Annotated in this window: 13 protein-coding genes; 2 read left to right on the forward strand and 11 right to left on the reverse strand. The window is 55.7% G+C overall.

Annotation, left to right across the window (positions count from 1 at the left end; genetic code table 11):
* Window positions 1-602: 602 nt before the first annotated feature.
* Complete coding sequence (locus FBF24_01865) at window positions 603-4,157, reverse strand: ATP-dependent helicase (protein ID QCT40634.1); 3,555 nt, start codon at window positions 4,155-4,157, stop codon at window positions 603-605.
* A 55-nt stretch (window positions 4,158-4,212) separates the two neighbouring features.
* Here FBF24_01865 and FBF24_01870 point away from each other — a divergent pair, with 55 nt between their 5' ends.
* Together FBF24_01870 and FBF24_01875 are read left to right on the forward strand one after the other, a co-directional pair.
* Window positions 4,213-4,689 carry a hypothetical protein gene (locus tag FBF24_01870; protein QCT40635.1) on the forward strand — a complete coding sequence of 159 codons (477 nt, stop codon included), beginning with the start codon at window positions 4,213-4,215 and terminating at the stop codon, window positions 4,687-4,689.
* Window positions 4,689-7,118 (forward strand): HAD family hydrolase, encoded by a 2,430-nt coding sequence (locus FBF24_01875; GenBank protein QCT40636.1) that lies wholly within the window; start codon window positions 4,689-4,691, stop codon window positions 7,116-7,118. Before FBF24_01870 ends, FBF24_01875 begins: the two co-directional genes overlap by 1 nt.
* Window positions 7,119-7,740: 622 nt before the next feature.
* On the opposite strand, the gene FBF24_01880 is transcribed toward FBF24_01875, so the two are convergent.
* The 10 genes from FBF24_01880 to dnaX all read right to left on the reverse strand — a co-directional run bounded on the left by FBF24_01880 (window position 7,741) and on the right by dnaX (window position 18,415).
* Window positions 7,741-8,652 carry a hypothetical protein gene (locus FBF24_01880; protein QCT40637.1) on the reverse strand — a complete coding sequence of 304 codons (912 nt, stop codon included), beginning with the start codon at window positions 8,650-8,652 and terminating at the stop codon, window positions 7,741-7,743.
* A 69-nt stretch (window positions 8,653-8,721) separates the two neighbouring features.
* Window positions 8,722-8,955, reverse strand: a complete 234-nt coding sequence (locus FBF24_01885; GenBank protein ID QCT40638.1) for a hypothetical protein — start codon at window positions 8,953-8,955, stop codon at window positions 8,722-8,724.
* A 221-nt stretch (window positions 8,956-9,176) separates the two neighbouring features.
* Window positions 9,177-10,163, reverse strand: coding sequence for a hypothetical protein (locus FBF24_01890; GenBank protein ID QCT40639.1), 987 nt, complete (start codon window positions 10,161-10,163; stop codon window positions 9,177-9,179).
* A gap of 42 nt (window positions 10,164-10,205) precedes the next feature.
* Window positions 10,206-12,179, reverse strand: coding sequence for an ABC transporter permease (locus tag FBF24_01895; protein QCT40640.1), 1,974 nt, complete (start codon window positions 12,177-12,179; stop codon window positions 10,206-10,208).
* Window positions 12,172-13,053 (reverse strand): ABC transporter ATP-binding protein, encoded by an 882-nt coding sequence (locus FBF24_01900; protein ID QCT40641.1) that lies wholly within the window; start codon window positions 13,051-13,053, stop codon window positions 12,172-12,174. The genes FBF24_01895 and FBF24_01900 overlap by 8 nt, the downstream gene beginning before the upstream one ends.
* 37 nt (window positions 13,054-13,090) lie before the next feature.
* Entirely contained in the window at window positions 13,091-13,708 is a 618-nt protein-coding gene (recR, locus tag FBF24_01905) for a recombination protein RecR (protein QCT40642.1), read from the reverse strand.
* Window positions 13,708-13,998 (reverse strand): YbaB/EbfC family nucleoid-associated protein, encoded by a 291-nt coding sequence (locus FBF24_01910; protein QCT40643.1) that lies wholly within the window; start codon window positions 13,996-13,998, stop codon window positions 13,708-13,710. The genes recR and FBF24_01910 overlap by 1 nt, the downstream gene beginning before the upstream one ends.
* Before the next feature lie 40 nt (window positions 13,999-14,038).
* The gene (locus FBF24_01915; GenBank protein ID QCT40644.1) at window positions 14,039-15,499 is read right to left on the reverse strand and encodes a glycosyltransferase family 39 protein; all 1,461 of its coding nucleotides are present in this window, start codon (window positions 15,497-15,499) and stop codon (window positions 14,039-14,041) included.
* 22 nt (window positions 15,500-15,521) lie between these two features.
* Window positions 15,522-16,880, reverse strand: coding sequence for a replicative DNA helicase (dnaB, locus tag FBF24_01920; GenBank protein QCT40645.1), 1,359 nt, complete (start codon window positions 16,878-16,880; stop codon window positions 15,522-15,524).
* Complete coding sequence (dnaX, locus tag FBF24_01925; GenBank protein QCT40646.1) at window positions 16,877-18,415, reverse strand: DNA polymerase III subunit gamma/tau; 1,539 nt, start codon at window positions 18,413-18,415, stop codon at window positions 16,877-16,879. The genes dnaB and dnaX overlap by 4 nt, the downstream gene beginning before the upstream one ends.
* Between the last annotated feature and the right edge of the window lie 80 nt (window positions 18,416-18,495).

An 18,495-nucleotide genomic window follows, 5' to 3' on the forward strand; every position in this document is an offset into this window, starting at 1 on the left:
CTGCCATACGCCGCGCGCTATTGAGCGACGCATTACCCTCAGTGGATGTGGCGGGAGTCGAACCCGCGAGGCTCGGCGGTTTTTAAAACCTTGCCTCCTGACCCAGCACACCCTTGATTCTTTTCCGGACTACCGGTCGGCGAATCAGGCCGAGGGCGGACGGACGCCCTTTGCCGAACGCGTGGTTCGGCGGGTTTCGGGGTGCACGTAACCCGACCGTCATCGACAAGAAGCACTACTTACTTTCTGCCGTATACTCGTTCATGCTCGCGGGCTTTGAAGTCCGCGTTACGAGTCTCCTTGTCCCCGAGGTTGATGACCTTCCAGTCATCGGCAGTCCTTTGAGACGGAGGTATGGCAGCTACCGCTCGCGAGGCGGCATGTACGCTGGCCATAAATTCCCACCTCCCCTCTGCCGCAGACATGCGGCTCCCCGCTGGACTCTCCAGCGGGCGGGTTGTCGGCGGAGTCTTTTCGTGCTTTGCTCTCGTGCTGAGCAAAACAAGGTTGCACGTATCCGACATGCAACAGACTCTGCTCGAGAGTGATTCTATTTATATCAATAAAATCAAGAAATGTCAATACCATTTTATCATAATTGCCTACTCTGCCTCTGCCAACAAATCATTCTCAAACTGCACCATCCCCTTATAATCCGCCGAATACTCAGAAATATCCGGCAGTTCCAGAGTGGTGATCTTCCGCCAGACGATGCCGACAAGCCGCGCAAATTCAGCCAATGCTTCCTCAGAGAATGTGTCTTCCAAACTGAGGATATCGCCAGTTTTTATGTCCGGCTCGACGAACTGCAGGCGGGCGCCGGTGAAGGTGAAATTGCCATAATCGCGTGATGACGTGACCAAGAGTTGATAAAACATCAGCTGCTGGCGGTATTTGTGAAGCTTGATTTTTTCATAGTCAGATATGCCCTTCCAGGAGTGCGACGGCTTGCCGGTCTTGTAATCGGTCACGAATATGGTTTTATTATTCTTATCAATATCAGCGACGTCCAGCTTGCCAGTCAGGCGCGCGCCGCCAACGACGATGCCTTGATGAGCGAAATCGAGTTCCGCCAGCTCCGTGTCATGAAAATCGGACGATTTGGCGTCCAGAAACGCCGTCAGCGCCGCCGTGCCTTTGTCCAGATATAGCGCAAAATCGTCGGGCGGCAGGTGCTGGGCCTCGAGCGACGTGCGGAAATAGTGGAGAATGCGCTCGGTAGGCGGTAGGCGGTGGTCGGCGCGCAGCAGATTGTGCAGCTGCTGAAGACTGGCGTGAATGGCGGTGCCATAGCTGGCGGCGGGGCTTTTGGCGGACGGAAAGCGCAGCAGATTATTCAACAAAAAGTTCTGCGGGCCGCCACGCGAGACGTCGAGGAAATTATTGAGATGCGTGATGGAAAGTTTGTAGGTTTCTAAGGTTGGCGCTAGTACATCCTTGAGCTCCGCGGTAATCGGTGTGCTCAGCCGCGTGCTCCAGTCGGTGTGCGCCACGGTAATTTGCGCCGCGGGCGTGTCGGCGGCGGGGATAATCGTCGGCGTGTGGTCGGTCAGGAAGCTGGAGATCATGGTGTCGCTGCCGGCGTCGTTGGTCTGAGAATAGGTCATGGTCAAGGTGGTTTTGGCGCGGGTCATCGCCACGAAGAATAGCCGCAGCCGTTCGTCGTAGCTGGCGCCAGCGGGTTGGAGTTGGAGGTTGGCGGGATAGCGAATCAGCCGCGAGCGCGAGCGGACCTTCTCGCCCCACGCGCTGTCGATTGCCCCGACGACGAAGACGTGCGGGAACTCCAGGCCCTTGGATTTGTGGGCGGTCATCAGGTTGATGGCGCCGCAGAGGGCGCTGGCCTGGGGACGGATATGCGTCAGGCGGGTTTTGGTCGAGCGGTACAGGTCGATGAACTCTAAAAAGTCCGCCAGCGTCGGGGCCGCGTCGGTAGAGCGGTCACGTAATTTTTGGCGCAGCGTGCGCAGGCTCTCGAGCGTGGTCAGGTAGGCATCGGGGTTTTGAGCGAGGTTGTCAGGTGAGAAGTAGTGGGCGGCGAGAGAATTAAGCGAAGAACCTTTACTAGGACTCCTCTTTTCGCTCCGGGCGTCTGAGGACGCTCGGGCGATGGTCGCTGTACAGAGTCCCAGCAAAGGCTCTTCGCCGGCTGATTGCAAGAATTCCTTGCTAGAATGAGTGCCGGAACTATCTCTATCGACTCCTCTTTTCGCGCCGGGCGTCTGAGGACGCTCGGGCGATGGTCGCTGCACGGAGTCGATTGGAGTAATTCCAGCACCCATCTCTAGCCCCAACAACTTGTCCAGCTGCTCCTCCAGCGGCAGATTTGGCACGTCCTTCGCCCGCTCCAGCAGCCACTCGCCAAACGGTCGAAAAGTGTTATTCGCCAGCATGCTCTCCAGCCACAGCTGCCGATGGTTATAAGCGTGGAGACTTAATCGCCAGATATCCAGCGCTGAAAAGCCAAACGCCGGATGGGCGATGACCTCTGGTAGTAAGCTGTTGGCGGCGTCGAGGTTGTTTTGATGAATCGCCATGACCACCCGCGCCAGCTTGTCCAGCGCCTGAATGATGTTTTGCTCTAAAATATCGTCGTGCCGCTCGTAATTAACCGTCAGGTTTTGGCGGTACAGATACGGCAGCAGCTCGATCAGCTCCTTGTGATGGCGGGCGATGACGGTGATGTGCGCTGGGTCTTCGCCGCGTTTGATCATCTCGGCAATTTGCTGTGCCACCCCTGCCCGCTCCTCGCTCACCGAGGCAAATTCCTGGATTTCAACCCGCGCGCCGCTACCAGACGCATGCGCGGTCAACTGCTTTGACAGGCCTTCAATGGTGTTCTCCAGGCGATCCGCCCCCTGGGTAATCACTCCGCGCGCCGCCGTCAGGATGTCAGCCGCCGAGCGATAATTGTCCGTCAGCACGATGATTTTCGGGTCGTGATAGTGCTGGCGGAAGCGCTGGATATTGCCAACATCCGCGCCCTGAAAACTGAAAATCGCCTGGTCGTCGTCGCCGACCGCCATGATGTTGGGATTGTCCTCATCGCCAGTCAGGTCAAACAGCAGCCGCAACTGCGCTAGGTTGGTGTCTTGAAATTCGTCGACCATGATGAATTGATATTGCTCCTGGAGGTTGGCGCGCAGTTCCGGGTGGGCTTTGCAGGCTTGAATGACGGACAAAATCATGTCATCGTAATCAAACAGCGAGCGCTCGGCCAGCACGTCGCCGTATGCTTCGTAGACGTCAATGGCGGCGGATAATTTCTCGCTGGCAGCGAAATCTTTGAGGACAAACTCGCCGGCGGCGTTTTTTTCGCACCATTTATTTTTCCAGGCGGTCAGCGGTTTGGTGGAGTTGGCGTCGATGGCCTCTTGGGCCGCGTGGGCGATGCTGAGCGCCAGAACTTGGGCATACGGGGTGATGGATGGCGGCAAATGAGCGGAACTTTTGGCGGCGGCCGCGGCGTCGCGGGGCGCTGAACCGGCAGGGTTTTCGGAGGTTTTTACAGTGGTTGCGGCGACGTGATGAGCGATTTTCTCTGCCAGCGGTGCAAATAATTCGACGGTTTTTTTAGAAATTTTGGTAGCAAACACTTGCTGGATGTCAGCGGTAATGTCGGCGATGACGCGCTGGTTATCGGCCATTACTAGCCTTAGTTCCGCCGGCGTGAGGCCGCTCTGCTTGAACTCGGAAATAACTCGGATTAATTCGTTGGTGTAGACGAATTCGCCGTTGTTTTTAACGCTCAGCGGATTACGCCAATCAAGCCCCTCCAGGATCCCCGTCACGATTTGGTGCTGCGTCAGCTCGTCCGCCGGCTGACTATCGGCGCCGTGAAAAAAATACTGCCGGTGCTGATTGATAATCTCCGTGCCAAAGCTGTGGAAAGTGTGAATGGCAATTTTATAGGCGTCCTCACCGATGATCTGGCGCAGGCGTTGGCGCATGTTGGCAGCGCCGCTCTCGGTAAAGGTGAGGCACAAAATACTATCCGGCAGTGTATCAGTCTGGCGCAAAATCTGGGCGGTGCGCATGCTCAGCAGCTCGGTCTTGCCCGTGCCCGGCCCGGCGATCACTAGGAGCGAGCCGTGAATATAATCGACCGCCTGGCGCTGATTGGCGTTCAGCGTGGCGTAGCGAGTGTCAAAATCCATGAGTCAATTGTAGCACGCTGGCACAGGCGCTGGTAACAATGGTAAAATAGTAGGTATGCACGATGAACGGGCACTCGCGGCGCTGATTGATGATCAGTTTGGACTGACGGTCGATATCCAGTCGGTTGTGCTGCCGATGAGCGATGTCAGCCGTACGGCGCAGGCGACGGTGGTGCTTGATAGGACGGGTGAATTGTTGGCTTACATCACAGCGCGGGCCATCATGACGCTGGGCGACGTCAAGCGGTTGGTGCGGCGAATGGGTCTGCGGCCAGAGCGATTCGTACCGCCAAAACACCAGCCGAATTACTTTGACGATGTGGCGACCGAGAAGTTTCAGGCGGTTTTTCCGGGGATGAATGTGACTTCGCCGGATGACTTGATATATTATCGGACGCTGGTGCCGTATAATCCAGCCCTGGTCGTCATATCAGAGGTCAGGCGCGGTGAGATATACCAATTTGACCCGGACGCCCGCGGCGGCTATCGTGTCGGGGCGCGATTACATTACAAAAGGAGCGAGGCAATATAATGCGAGATTATCTGGATATTATCAAGAGAAATTTACTATCGCCGATTGTGCTAGCGATTTTCCTGCTGGCCGGGGCACTGATTTATGTGCGCGAGTACCGGGATGCTTGGTTTATCTCGGTGGTGATTGTGGTCAATTCGCTGATCGGCATCGTGCAGGAAATTCGTGCCAAGCGGGTGCTGCACCGGCTGGAGCTGATGAGTGCGCCCAGGGCGCGGGTGCTGCGTGATGGTCAGGCGGTGGAGGTGCCATATGATTCGCTGGTGGTGGGCGATGAGATTATCCTACGGGCTGGTGATGAGCTGCCGGCGGACGCGACAGTGACGGTGTCGAAGGGTTTGGAGCTGAATGAAAGCATGCTCACTGGCGAGTCAGCGGCGGTCGAGAAAGCGGCTGGTGACACGGTGCTGGCGGCAACCACGGTGCTGGCGGGCGAAGGTACGGCGCGGGTCACGGCGGTCGGCGACCAGACAAAAGCCGGCGCCATCAGCCAAGTTCTGAAACGCTACAAGCCGGAGCTGACGCCGCTCCAGCGAGCGATTTGGCGGGCAATTACCTTCTTGACATACGGCGCGATTGTGTTAGCGGCGCTGATTTTTACCGTGTACTATTTGTCGGGTGATAATGTGGTGATTATCCTCAAGACGATTACTTCGGCGGCGGTGACGGTGGTGCCGGAAGGGCTGCTGCTGGCTAGTTCCCTGCTGCTGGCGTTCGGCTCGCTGCGGCTGGCGCAGGCCAAGGTATTGCCGCAGAAATTGGCGGCGATTGAGGCAATGGCGCTGCTCAATTTACTAGCGGTGGACAAGACTGGCACGCTGACCAGCGACGAGGTGACGCTGGAGCGGGTGGTGGCGTTTGATGAGTCGGGTGTATCGACAAACTCGGCGACAGCTGCCTCAGAAAAGCTACACGCCGCGCGCCCGTTGGTCGCTCGGGTTCCGGATTTTTCTGAGTCAGCTGTTGCCTCTTTCGCTGCCCTCGTCGCTCACGAAACAAGTGGCGGCAATATCACCGGGCAGGCGATCCTCGCGGAAATCACGCCGCCCAAGCACGCAGACATCATCGAGGTGATGGCCTTTTCTTCGGCGCGCAAGATGGCGGGCGTCCGGGCCAAGGTCGACGGCACGGTGCGGACATTGATGATGGGAGCACCGGAGTTTGTGGCCAAGCTAGCGCCGGTTGACGCCATGTTGCAGCGCCAGCTGGACGAGTGGGCAGACAGCGGCCTACGGGTGCTGATGCTGGCGGAGTTTGATGACGAAACGACGAAGTTGAAGGATCTGCCGGATGGTTCTGGGCGGGCGATTGGCGCGGTGATTTTACGTAATTCCCTGCGCGACGGCGTGATTGATACGGTCAAATTCCTCCAGGAGCAAGGCGTAGTCATCCGGGTGATCTCTGGCGACAATCCGCGCACCGTTCAGCACATCGCGCGCCAGGCGGGCATTGATAATCCAGACAAGGCTATCCTCGGCTCGGCGCTGGCGGGTCTCAGCGACAAAGCCTTCGACAAGGCTGCTGATGAACACACGATTTTTGCCCGTGTGCTGCCAGAGCAAAAGGAGCGGCTGATCGCTCATTTCAAGCAGTCCGGCAAGTTCACCGGCATGGTCGGCGACGGCGTCAACGACGCGCTGGCGCTGAAAAAATCCGACCTCGGCGTGGCGATGTACGCGGGCGCTCCGGCGTCGCGGCGGGTGGCGGACATCATTTTATTGAATAATTCATTCACCTCTCTGCCGATTGGCATGAAGCTGGGCAATCGGATCATGCAAGCGATTGAAGTGATCGCTACTCTGTTCTTCCATAAGATTATTTACGGCGTGGTGCTGCTACTAAGTACCATGCTGGTCGGGTTGAATTATCCGTACGCGCCGCGGCACATCACGTTCCTCAATATTTTCCTGGTGACCATGCCGACGATCATGTGGACACTGTTTCCGCCGCGTCCGCGCCACCGGGTTAATCCAGCGCATTTCTGGCGAGACACTCTGCAGGCGGTGGCGCCGATCGCGCTGCTGACGGGCCTCACCGTGGCCTTTACCTACTGGTCGGGCGTAACGCTGCACCCACATCAAGCGGCCGAGGCGGCGACGATGACGGTTCTGACGGCGACGTTCTTTGGGATTTATCTGGTATTTTTGGTCGGGCCGATGCTCGGCGTAGTCCTCGATAAGCGGGCGCACCTGGCGCGGATGCTGTATATGGCGGGAGTGTTGTTTGTTACCTTGGTGAGTTTTGGTGTCGAGCCGCTCAGGCAGTTCTTTGACTTTACTATGCCAAATGTTGCCCTGCTCTGGCCGGGCATCGCCGTGGTCGTTCCCGTCGCCCTGGCCCAGTGGTGGCTGGCCCGCCGCGCTGGTCGGAAGTTTGCTGATATGGTAGAGGCGGCCGACGAGCGGATACAGACGGACCACCCAGAATGAGCGGGCGAGTAGTTCCAATCCCTGATTATCTCCAATGAAAATAGCCCACCGAACGAGCTCAAACCAGAACTGGATATATCTCAACCCAGGAAATGCAAGTAATGCATCTCAACCAGTTTGAGCCCAGTCGGCGAGCTATTTTCGGTGGGCGCCCTTTACTTTTTAAGGCGCTCCCTCACCTCCGTCCACACTGCGAGGGCGCCGATTAGGGCCGCTAGGGTAAACACCCACGTTCCGAAACAACTATCATTCTGGGTGCAGTTTCTCACTCCCACGCAGGGGTCGAGGTCGGCGCAGGAGCCTCCCAACCACCCCCACATGGCGCCGGCGGCGGAGAAAACGGTACCCATCACGAAGCCGGCGAGCTCAGATCTGGACATACATCCTCCTCGTAAGAAAGCTCAAAGCTAAAGGGCGACTTCCGCCCTTAGACTAAACTCTGAGCTGAAAGCTGATATATATATCACTAATAGAATAAAATGTCAATGGATTTTGTCAAAAATGTGATATAATATCTTCTCTCACCCCTGTTATGATCATAGATAACTTTTTATAGAAAATAGTAGCCGGTGCTTTCTGTGAGTGGCTGTTCCGCTCTCCCCGCGCTATGCCGGGTCGCTAATCATGACTCGCCCAGATCTTTCGTAGCGGAGATGGTCACCGTTATCGCTCTCAAAATCGTCCGCAAATTTGCAGCGGTGATGGCCTTCGCTAGCTCATGCTTTGTCAGCGGCGCGGCGGTTTTCTGGTAAAAATAAATTGGTGCGGGGTTGTAGAGTGGGTCGGTTTTGAAGGCTTTGGCGAGGTTGTTTAGGTGGTCGGCATACGGCGCGGGGTTAAATGTTCGTAGATAGTTTTGCGCTGTTTTGCCCGCGCCTTGCCAATCGAAAGATTTTTTCACGGTGTAGATTTGGCTGACCGAATTGCCGTCATGGTAGGCGGTGAATTCGCTATGGCTGGACGGATAGGCCGAGACTCGGTCAAAGCACGCATTGCGTGCTAGGTCGAGTAGTATCGGATACATGCAGAAAAAGGCGGCGGTTGCCTGTTCACTGGCGTCGGGAGCCTCAATCGTCAGCGTGATGTCTATGAAATTATCTGGCTGATCATCAACCTCTAGCGGCGGGCTTTTGACTGGTTCGGTAATTTTGTCAGGTCTAGCGGAGCGGCGGCTGGCGAAAGCTTTTTGGCAGCGAGCCAGTTGTTTGCGTAATTCGGCTTCATCCCAGATGACAACGCTTGCTTTCATCTCCGCCTCGATATGGGCGACGGATTCGTGAATCATGGATAAATCAAACGGCTTTACGTCAGCGATGACTTTTTCAAATAACGTAATTGATTCGCGAGTAAAGAACGCGACGTCAAAAAAGACGCTCGATTCGGATGTTGTGCCATGTAATTCGCCAATAAAGGCGCGCTCATTACCAGATTTTTCTGCCGCTCGTAAGAACCGCCGAATAACCAAATGCTCAAACAAATGGCAAACATCGTGATCGGCTGGCAAGTTGTAAGCGGAATATAGTTTGTGGATCATGGGTTTATTGTAGCAGGGTGAGTACTCCGCCCCAACAGATTGCACTGCCAGGGCGGAGTCTTCTCGAACTCAGAAGCTCTTGAACGGAGCCTTGTCGTTCGAGGTTCCTGAGTCGCTACGGTTGGTCAGCGACCTAGGAGCGTCGGCCTTCGGGGTCGACGACTTGGAGGTGGGGAGCCCGCTGAAGGTCACCTTCGGCAGGCTTCCCGGGGATCCACCGAATCGCTGCTGGCCGCTCTGGCCGAAGCTGTCGTGGTGGTTCCTGTTGCTGTTCAATCCCTTTTGGGGACGTCCAGTTGCCATAGTAAACTCCTTTTGGAGTCGGGCGAGAATGGACCTTCTCGCAAACGGCACATTTGACACATGGCACGAGTCAAATGCGAACCCAGTGCGAAATTGCACGAAAGGCTGATATATATATCAATACGAGAACAAAACGTCAAGGGTTTTTGTCAATAATGTGGTGTAATATTTCTATCACCCCCGTTACGATCGCGGCGTGTTATATAGTAACCGTATAAGTTTTAGTCCTGCTCCACTTCTCGCAAAGCCTTATCCGTCGCCGTCACCAACTCCCGCACGGCCTCGTCATACTCCTCGTATACGCGAAAACCAGCCGCGTACGGATGGCCGCCGCCGCCGAAGTAGCCGGCTACGGTATCGGCGATCGGGAGGTTGCCGCGCAGGCGGGCAGTTAGTTTGCCATCAGGATAGGTTTTGATGACGCAGCTGAGCGCCACGCCTTCGACTAGCCGCAGTTCGTCGCCGATCAGCGCGCCGGGGTTGTAGGCGTCGCTGTAGGCTTGAATTTCCTCAAACGGCACGTGTACCAGTGCCAATTGTCCGTCCAGTAAATATTCAATTCGCTCAATTAGCTTGCCTTTGTATGCCAGAATTTCCGGCGACTTTTTCATAAATTCGCGCCGCCGCTCCTCAATTTCGGCGTTGGAAGCGCCGAAATTGGTCAATTCGCCAGCCGTGTGGAAGGTCGACGCGGTGGTGTTTGGTGTGGTGAGGCCCAGGCTGTCAGACATGATGGCGATCAACAAATTCTCCGCCGCTTGCTGGTTGATAGTCCAACCAGCGTGGGTGAACAATTGGTAGAGCAATTCCCCGGTTGCCACCACGGTGTCAGAGAGCATGGTGTGCTCAAAACTCAGGGTTGACTCGGCGGTGTGGTGGTCGACGACCAAGACTGGGTGTGTTTCCAAAAAGTGCCGCACCCCCGGCGTTTCTAAGACCTTGCTGAGCAACACGTCAGCGCTGGTATCCACGATGATAGCCAGGTCGGCACGGGTCGGAAAATCGCCAACCACCCGGTCCCAGCCGCGGATGTACCGCAGGTATTTGGGGATGTCGACCGGACAATACAACGTCACGGTTTTATCCAAATCACTGAGCACTTCCTCTAGCGCCAAACTAGAACCCAGGCTGTCGCCATCAGGGTTTTCGGCCTGGATGATGACGATGTTATTGGCGGATTGGATGAGTTGCTCGGCGGTATCAAACATAGTCTTATTATAGCAGATAGGATTTTCGGTAGTGTGGTGAGACTACTCATCTCGCATATCTTTGATCGGGTTGCGTCGGGTGTTGCGGATGAGCGGTATCAGGCACGCTAGCACGGCAGCAGCGATGATGCTAAGTGCGACCGCGCCGATGACCATCCAGTCAATCGTCCAAAATCGGAAAGTTGTCGCCAAATCTTTCGGCGTCATGGCGATGCGCAGCGTCGCGGTGATTTGACCAGCGAACACATTGTCGGCGATATATACGACAATTAGTCCGGCGGTGATACTGAATAGTGCAGTGAGCAGCGCCACGATCATGGTGTAGACGAAATAAATTTGGCTTATATCAAGCCGCGTTGCTCCGAGCGCCCGAAAAACTGCGGATTCTTTGCGGCTGTCGGCGATGGTGCGGGAAATGATAATCAGCAAGATAAAGGCGGCGATGATCGTCACGCCGATGAATGTCCACATGATGATTGGCCTGAGGCGTTCCATGGCGTCGTAATTGACGAGCGAGTTGCTGCCGGTGGGCGATGCGAATACTACGTAGTGCGGCAGGCAGATTGACTTGTTAGATTTTTGGGTTTTGGAGGCTTCAGTGGGTTCGGGTTGCGCGGATAAATCGGTTATTTCCGTGCCGCCAGAATTCCCTTCGCCGCAAGAAGCGGCTGCCAGGTAGCTGCGAGCTTTGTTGGGGTCACTGAATTCGTAGATAGCTAGTGTCTCGTCTCTATTGGCGCCGCCTTGATCATTGTTGGCGGTTTGAATAGTTGATTCAAGCGCTGTTTGCGCCGCGGTGGTCATTGAGCCGCGCGGCATGATCCAGGTGTATGACAGGCGGGCGCTTAAGAATTGCTGTAAGAAGCTGCCGATGTCGCTTTGGGCGGCTTCAATGCCGTCCGGCATCAGGCCGACGACGTGGAAAGTAAATTTGGCCTGGGCGGGTTCGGGCTGGACTGAGCCGAAGGTCTGATCAAATTGGCGCTGGTTAGCCTCGGTGCGCTTGGCTTCGGCTGAGCGATTATCCTTAACGACGGCCGGCGCAGCGCAAGAATCAGCGGACGGCATGGCGTATTCGCGGTCTGGTTTGACATAATCGGCGGATGGTTTTTTAGCTTGATTGGCGGCGGCTTGGATTTGTTGTTTGGCGGTTTGCAGCAATTCTTGCGAAGCCAGGTTGCGATAACAGGCGCTGAATGTCAACTGCCCGGCTTTTTGGCGCAATTCTTTGAGTCGTGCTAGTTGCGTGTCATTGCTGGCATTTTTATCCAGCGGCTTGAGGCCGAGCAGCGCTTCAGCGTCCTGGTAGCGGATGATCAGCGGAATCTCGCTGGGTTTGGCGCTGGCGCCAGACAGCAAATAGCCGCCCAGTAGCGATTGGTCGATGGCGGTTATACTGCTGAATTGCTGCTTAAATTCTTCCAGCGGGGTCGGCTGGTTGTTTTGCTGGCGCTTGTCGTCAAACGACTCAATTCCCCGCTTCATATAATTTAGCATGCCATTGGCGGCGATTGATTGAATACTAAACTGCTGCACGGCACCGCGGGTGCGGGCAAATTGCCACTGCGCGTCCGCTGTGAGGCGCGGTAATTTGGCGGTCTCCTGGCGAATAAGCCGCTGGACAATGACGCTCTGGTTGTTCGGGTACGGCGGGCTATCAGGAAATGACTGCATGATTGGTGGTTCGGATTTGGGGTCGTATGGCAGGCCGAGGCGGGCAGCCAGCGCCTGCTTGTCCTTAATCATTTGCGTGCGCTCGGCTTCGGCGCGAGCAGTTAGATTTGAGGTAAATTCAATATTATTTGGCCGAATGGCGGTTTGCGCTACTAAATAGCGACTATTCAGGCTGCCTCGATCAAACTCCTCAACGCTCCGCTGAGCACCCATTAGCATAGTTAGCCCCGCCAGCAGCGCCGCGAAAAGCAGCCCGGACACGACCACGGTGATGGACAAGCGAATGCGCCGCACTCGGAGTTTGGTGCCAGCCAGCCGCAGCGAATCGGTGATTCTAAGCATCGGCTATTCTCCCGTCCTTCAGGCGGATTTCACGATCGGCCGCTGCAGCGATGTCTGGATTGTGCGTAACGATAACGACCGTGGTGCCGAGTTCGCGGCGGATTTGATGAAACAGGTCGATGATGCGGTCGGAATTGGCGCTGTCCAGATTGCCTGTCGGCTCGTCGGCGAGTAAAATATTCGGGCGATTGAATAAGGCGCGGGCGATGGCAGCGCGTTGAATTTGACCGCCGGAAAGTTCGCGCGGCAAATGGTGCATCCGGTCTGCTAGTCCGACCAATTCGGCGAGTTCCTGGGCGCGGGCGCGGCGCTGCTTGGGTTTGATGCGGGCAAACATGGCGGGAATTTCCAGATTGGCGGACAGGGTTAGGAATGGCTGCAGATAAAATGATTGGAAGACAAAGCCGATTTCACGCGATCGGAACCGCGACAGTTGCCGGTCAGACAAGCGGCTGAGCGGCTGGTCGTTAATGAGGATTTGACCGGTGGACGGCTTGTCGAGCCCGCCGATAAGCTGCAGTAAAGTACTTTTGCCCGAGCCGCTAGCACCAGTGATGGCTACGAATTCGCCAGCGAAAATATCAAGGCTAATGCCGCCGAGCGCTGGAATGGTTTGGCGACCGACGCGGTAAGATTTGGCGAGGTCGGTTACGGCGATGTGGCAGCTACTGGAGCGTTTTTGCGCGGCAGCATACGGTGTAATAGTTTTAGTAGTCAGGCTGGACTTGGCGGTTGGAGGTAAATCAACCAAACCCGCCGAAACAGCTGGCTGAGCAAAGTTGCGGATTGCGTCAATCGCTTCCTCGATATCGTCAAATTTCGCTAAAAATGCCGCGATATCCTCAGCGCGTACCTTCCCCACCTCTGGTTTCATGGTTGTATTGTAGCAAAAGCAGGATGGCCTTAGCAAGCTACAGCGTTCGTCGTCCTTCCAGCGCATGCGTCAGCGTGATTTGGTCGGCGTATTCAAGGTCGACGCCGACGGGGATGCCGCGGGCGAGGCGCGAGATGGTGATGGCGAGGCTGGCCTCCTGGAGGTAGCGCTGCAAAAAGAGCGCGGTTGATTCGCCCTCGACCGACGCGTTGGTGGCGATGATCAGTTCTTCGGCGTTATCATGCTTGATCCGCTCAATGAGCTCGGGGATATGCAGCTGCTCCGGGCCGATGCCATCAATTGGCGAAATCGCGCCGCCCAGCACGTGATAGGTGCCGCTATATTGCCCCGTCCGCTCCAGCGCCACGATGTCCAGTGGCTCTTCGACCACGCAAATCAAGCGGCGATTGCGCGACTCGTCTTGGTATAGCGGCGACACCTCTTGATCATGATCAATCAAGGCGAACGTGACCGGACAGGTTTTGACGCGTGTATGCAGCCGATCCAGCGCCCGCGCTAGCTGCTCAGCTCGCCTAGCGTCACGCCGAAGTACGGCATAGGCATAGCGCTCGGCGGTTCGCGGCCCGACACCAGGCAGCCCGCCAAACTCATCAATTAGCGTCGTCAGCGCCGCCGGCAAAATCGTCGGTTTCATTAGAACGGCAAGTTGCCCAGCCCGCCCATCAGCGGTTTCATCGTCTCGGCAGCAACTTCCTGCGCTTTGGCTAGACCGTCGCGAATTGCGATTTGGATCCAGTGCTCCAGCTGCTCGATATTATCGAGGTCAACCATCTTTGGATTAATCTTGATCGACTTAATTTTCAGCTCGCCGGTGATCTGGACGATCACTGCACCGTCACCGGCCTCTACTTCAATGATTTCTTTGCCGAGCTGTTTCTGGGCCTTGCGCAGTTGCTGCAACATCTTGACTTGGTCAAACGCCATAATTATTAATTCCTCCTTGAATTTACTTTTTCATTATACGCTATTTTTTCGCCAATTTGTAGAGGTAAAAGCGGTCAGCCCGCTCGGCGTGGCTATTGGTGACGATGCGCTCGAGTGTCCAGCCGTCAGTGTTGGGGTGAGCCATTTGTTCAGCGCGGGTGATGACGAGTGTAGCGCTCTCCGTGGTTGGTTGATTGACGGCGAGTTTGTGCTTGCTATAGCGAGCGACGGTTTCGTAGAGCGGCGCCTCGTGCGGGTTGGCGACGAGAACGACGTTTTGCCTGCCGGCGATGGCTTTTTGTAGTAGTGGCAAGTCGGTGCTAAATTTATGTACTGCACCTGAAAAATGACGATACCCATTGGTAAAGCGGTCGAGGCCCGAGAGCACCATCACGCCGATGAGCGCCATCAGCATCAATAAGCCGGTGATGCGGGCATAAGGATTGCGCGGAAATAGCGAATACCATTGATTGAGCAGTGCCTCGACACCAACGGCCAGCAGGATAAATAGCGGCAAGATGATAATGCTGGTCATCGATGGCTGCAGCACCAGTAGCGGCAAACTCAACAGCAGCCAGACACTGATCATGTACGAACGCGCGGTATGGTGGTGCTGGATGGTTTTGAACAGACCAAGCACGATCAGAAACAGCGCCGAAAAGTCGAGTACCGGTGCGATCTGTCCACCGACAACGGTTGGCTTGACCCAGAGATAATGATACAGCAGTAACCGCAAATTATCGACCAGCGCCCAGCTAAGGCTATGAATACCGACTAGTGCTTTGAGTAGATCATGATGCGTCGCAGCGAGGAACATTGCCGGCGCGCTCGTGAGCGCGAGAACGATAATCGCTGGCAGCCACTTGAAGCGATTGCGTTTGGCGAGTAGTGCGTAGCGTGTATGCGGGTGGATCAGCGCTACCAGTAGCAGCGTCAGATGAATATACCAAAAATACGGCGTAAACAGGCTCAGGCCGACCGTCGCCGCCAGTAGCAGCCGCCACAGGGCCGAGCCCTTAGCGCGCTGGACGATTAGGCTAGCGAAGAGGAGGATGAGTGCGGCGTAGGTGATGTAGAGGATGTGCGGTGTGAAGCTTTGGGCAAAGAAGATCAGCTGGCCAGTGACTGTCATGATGACGAGCGACAGGATGGTGACATTGGGCTTGAACCAGCGCCGCAGCAGGAAAAACACGGCGATGGCAGCGATGAACGACAGGATGAGTGACGGCAGCTTGATGGTATAGATGGTGACGCCAAATAAGCTGAACAATCCACGCTGCAAGAGGTGGAATGGCAAGTTGGTTTGGGCGAACGAGCCGAGGTGACTCGGCGAAATGGCATTGGTAGTATCAAGTGCCTCAATTTCCGCCTCGGTCACGCCGCCTGGGGCATACAAACTAGCGGCGGTGATGGCCGCACAGAATAGCACAATCAGCGCCATGTAGCCCAGCCAATAGCGCCAGCGATAGACAGCCGAGTCGGCGAGTTTGTGCTTTTTCATTGGTATTGATTATAGCACAATTCTAGTCATGCTTGCGATCCAAGCTCATAAAACGCAGGCGCTCTGGATGGAAATAGAGCTGAATCTTGCCGACCGGGCCGTTACGGTGCTTGGCGATTATCAGGTCGGTGATGTTTTGGACTTCTGGGTTGTCTGGTTCGTAGTAGCCTGGACGGTAGATAAAGCTGACGATGTCGGCGTCCTGCTCGATGGAGCCGGACTCACGTAGGTCGGCTAGCTGTGGAATTGGCGGCGTGCGCGACTCAACTGAACGGCTCAGCTGACTGAGGGCGATCAGCGGTACGTTGAGTTCGCGAGCGATTAGCTTCAGGCCACGGGAAATTTCCGACACTTCCTGAACGCGGTTGCCGTTGTGATTATTAGTGGCCTGCATCAGCTGCAGGTAGTCGACGATGATCAGGCCGATTTCGCCCTCGTGTGCCAAGCGGCGAGCTTTGGTGCGCATCTCCAAAATACTGAGGCCCGGCGTGTCATCGATGTAAATCGGCGCCTCTGCCATCTCGCCCATGGCCTCGGACAATTTTTCAAAATCATCGCCGCTCAAATTACCGGTACGAATATTCCAGCTATCAACGCCGGCCGCATCCGCCAGCATGCGGTCGGTCAGCTGCTCCTTGCTCATCTCCAGGCTGAAAAACAGCACCGGCTTTTTCTCGATCGTTGCCACGTTGTACGCTAGGTTAGTCACCAGTGTGGTCTTACCCATGGCTGGCCGTGCCGCCAGGATAATCAAATCCGACTTTTGCAGCCCCGCCGTCATGGTATCCAAATCGCGGTAGCCAGTCCGCATACCGCGCAGGCTGCCCTTGTTGCGGTGAAGCTCCTCGATACGGTCAAAGCTGTCGGTCAAAATGCTTTCCAGGCTGACCAGATCCTGTTTCAATGACTGGTCGGAGACGCTGAATAGTTCGGCCTCGGCTTTTTCTAATAATTCCTGGGTCGTCGTCGATTCATCGTAGCCGAGCTCGGTGATGCCGCTGCTGGCCTTGATCAAGCGCCGCCGCACCGCTGTTTGCGCCACCATTTCGGCGTACGCCGCCGCGTGCGCTGCCGTCGGCACGTAGTTGGTGAGTTCCGTCAAATACGCCGAGCCGCCGATGAGCTCCAGCTCGTCCTTGCGCTTTAATTCATCAGTTAGAGTCAAGAGGTCGACTGGCTTGTGCTTTTCAAACAGCCGCATCATGCCGGCGAAAATCAGCCCGTGGTTTTTATCGTAAAAGTCGTTCGGTTTGACGATTTCTGAAGCATCCGCCAGGACTTCCTCGTCGATGAGAACCGCGCCGAGTAGACTTTTTTCAGCGTCCAGGTTTTGGGGCGGCAGTTTGCCCGCCAGGGTATCAGCTTGTGTTTTTTCGCTCATGATAATTCCTCCAGGTTAACTTCTTCGCCGCCGCCCATTAGCTCGGCAATTTTCGCAAGCTCGGCGTCTTTGGGCGGGGCTTTTTGTCCGATTGTCGCAATATCCAGTTCGGTACCGGCGACTTGTTGCACAATTGTCGCAATAAGCGGACGATTTTTCGCATCATCCAACTTCTTTTTGGTAAAGGCATTACCGGCGTACAGGGTCAAGGTGTTGCCGTTTCGCTGCCAGCTGCAGTGTTGCAACAATGTCGCAATAGCGAACGACTGTTCTTTGGCCAGAGCGATAATCTTATCCCAGTCGATGTCTGTGGCGGTGGAATTTGGCGGGCTGTCTGGTGCCGGTTGACTGCCTGCCGGGGCGGCGTCTGATGCTGTTTTATCTGCAGAGTTATTAGCTTGCTTATTTTTTAGGGTGGTTTTTAGCGAATTTTCTGGTGGCTGGGCTGCTGGGGCTGGTGCTTTTGAAGTAGTTGCTGGCGGCTCTGGCTTCTCTACCGGTGGTTTAGAAATAACCACTGGTGGTTTGTTTGCGGATTCTGGGTTCGCGGTCGGCGTGGGTGCGGCCTCGGGTGATTTATAAGCTACACCCCCAGCTCCATCCATAAATATCGTCAATAATTTCAAATCCGGATGCGGATGGCGATCAACCTCAATCAGCTGCTTGACCAATGTAATTAACTCTGGCCGCTGATGTAAGCGTGCTCGCAGCAGTGATAATAATTGATGAGATAGGGCGACCGGATCGGTGCCAGTCTTCTCTAGCTCGCCCAGCAGGTTCAGCGCCTCAGGCGCGTCGTGCTGCTGATACAATTCCAGCAGGTTCTCCAGCGTCTCCGTGGCGCTCAACCCCAGGTATTGAGCAACGTCCGACGCGCTCAGCGGCTTGCCCGTGCTGGCTAATGCTGACAATTGATCAAGCATACTAATGCCGTCGCGAAACCCGCCGCGTGAGCGCTCAGCGATCAGCCGAGCAGCGTCTGCCTCGATGGTAAAGCCCTCTTTCTCGGCGATGGCCGTCAGCTGGCGCGCCATGATGTCGACTGAGATGGGGCGAAAGAAAAATTGCTGGACGCGGCTGAGAATGGTGGCGGGCAGCTTGTCGGCGTCGGTGGTGGCGAGGATGAAGACTACGTGTGCTGGTGGCTCCTCCAGCGTTTTGAGCAGCGCGTTGAACGCAGGTTTGGACAGCATGTGGACTTCGTCGATGATGTAGATTTTTTTCGGCGCGGAAACCGGTGCGACTTGGGCTTTTTCACGTAGGGCGCGGATGTCGTCGACGCCGTTGTTGCTGGCGGCATCAATTTCAATGATGTCTAAATGCGAGGCATCCTCGTCGTACGGCAATTGATTGATCTCATGCGCCAAAATGCGTGCCACGCTGGTCTTTCCCACGCCGCGCGGGCCCGTCAGCAAATACGCATGGGCGATTTTCCCCTGCTCCAGTGCTCGGCGCAAAATGTTGGTCACGTGATCTTGCCCCAACACCTCGTCCAAGCTGCGACTGCGATATTTGCGGTACAGTGCTTGACTCATTACTTATGTATTATAGCGCAAAGTGCGGAATTAGTAAGCCGTTTGACGGTTGATCTAAAGACGACTTGTCTCGCGAACAC

The sequence above is a fragment of the Candidatus Saccharibacteria bacterium oral taxon 488 genome, from assembly GCA_005697215.1.
In the GTDB taxonomy this organism is placed as follows: Bacteria; Patescibacteriota; Saccharimonadia; order Saccharimonadales; family Saccharimonadaceae; genus Nanosynbacter.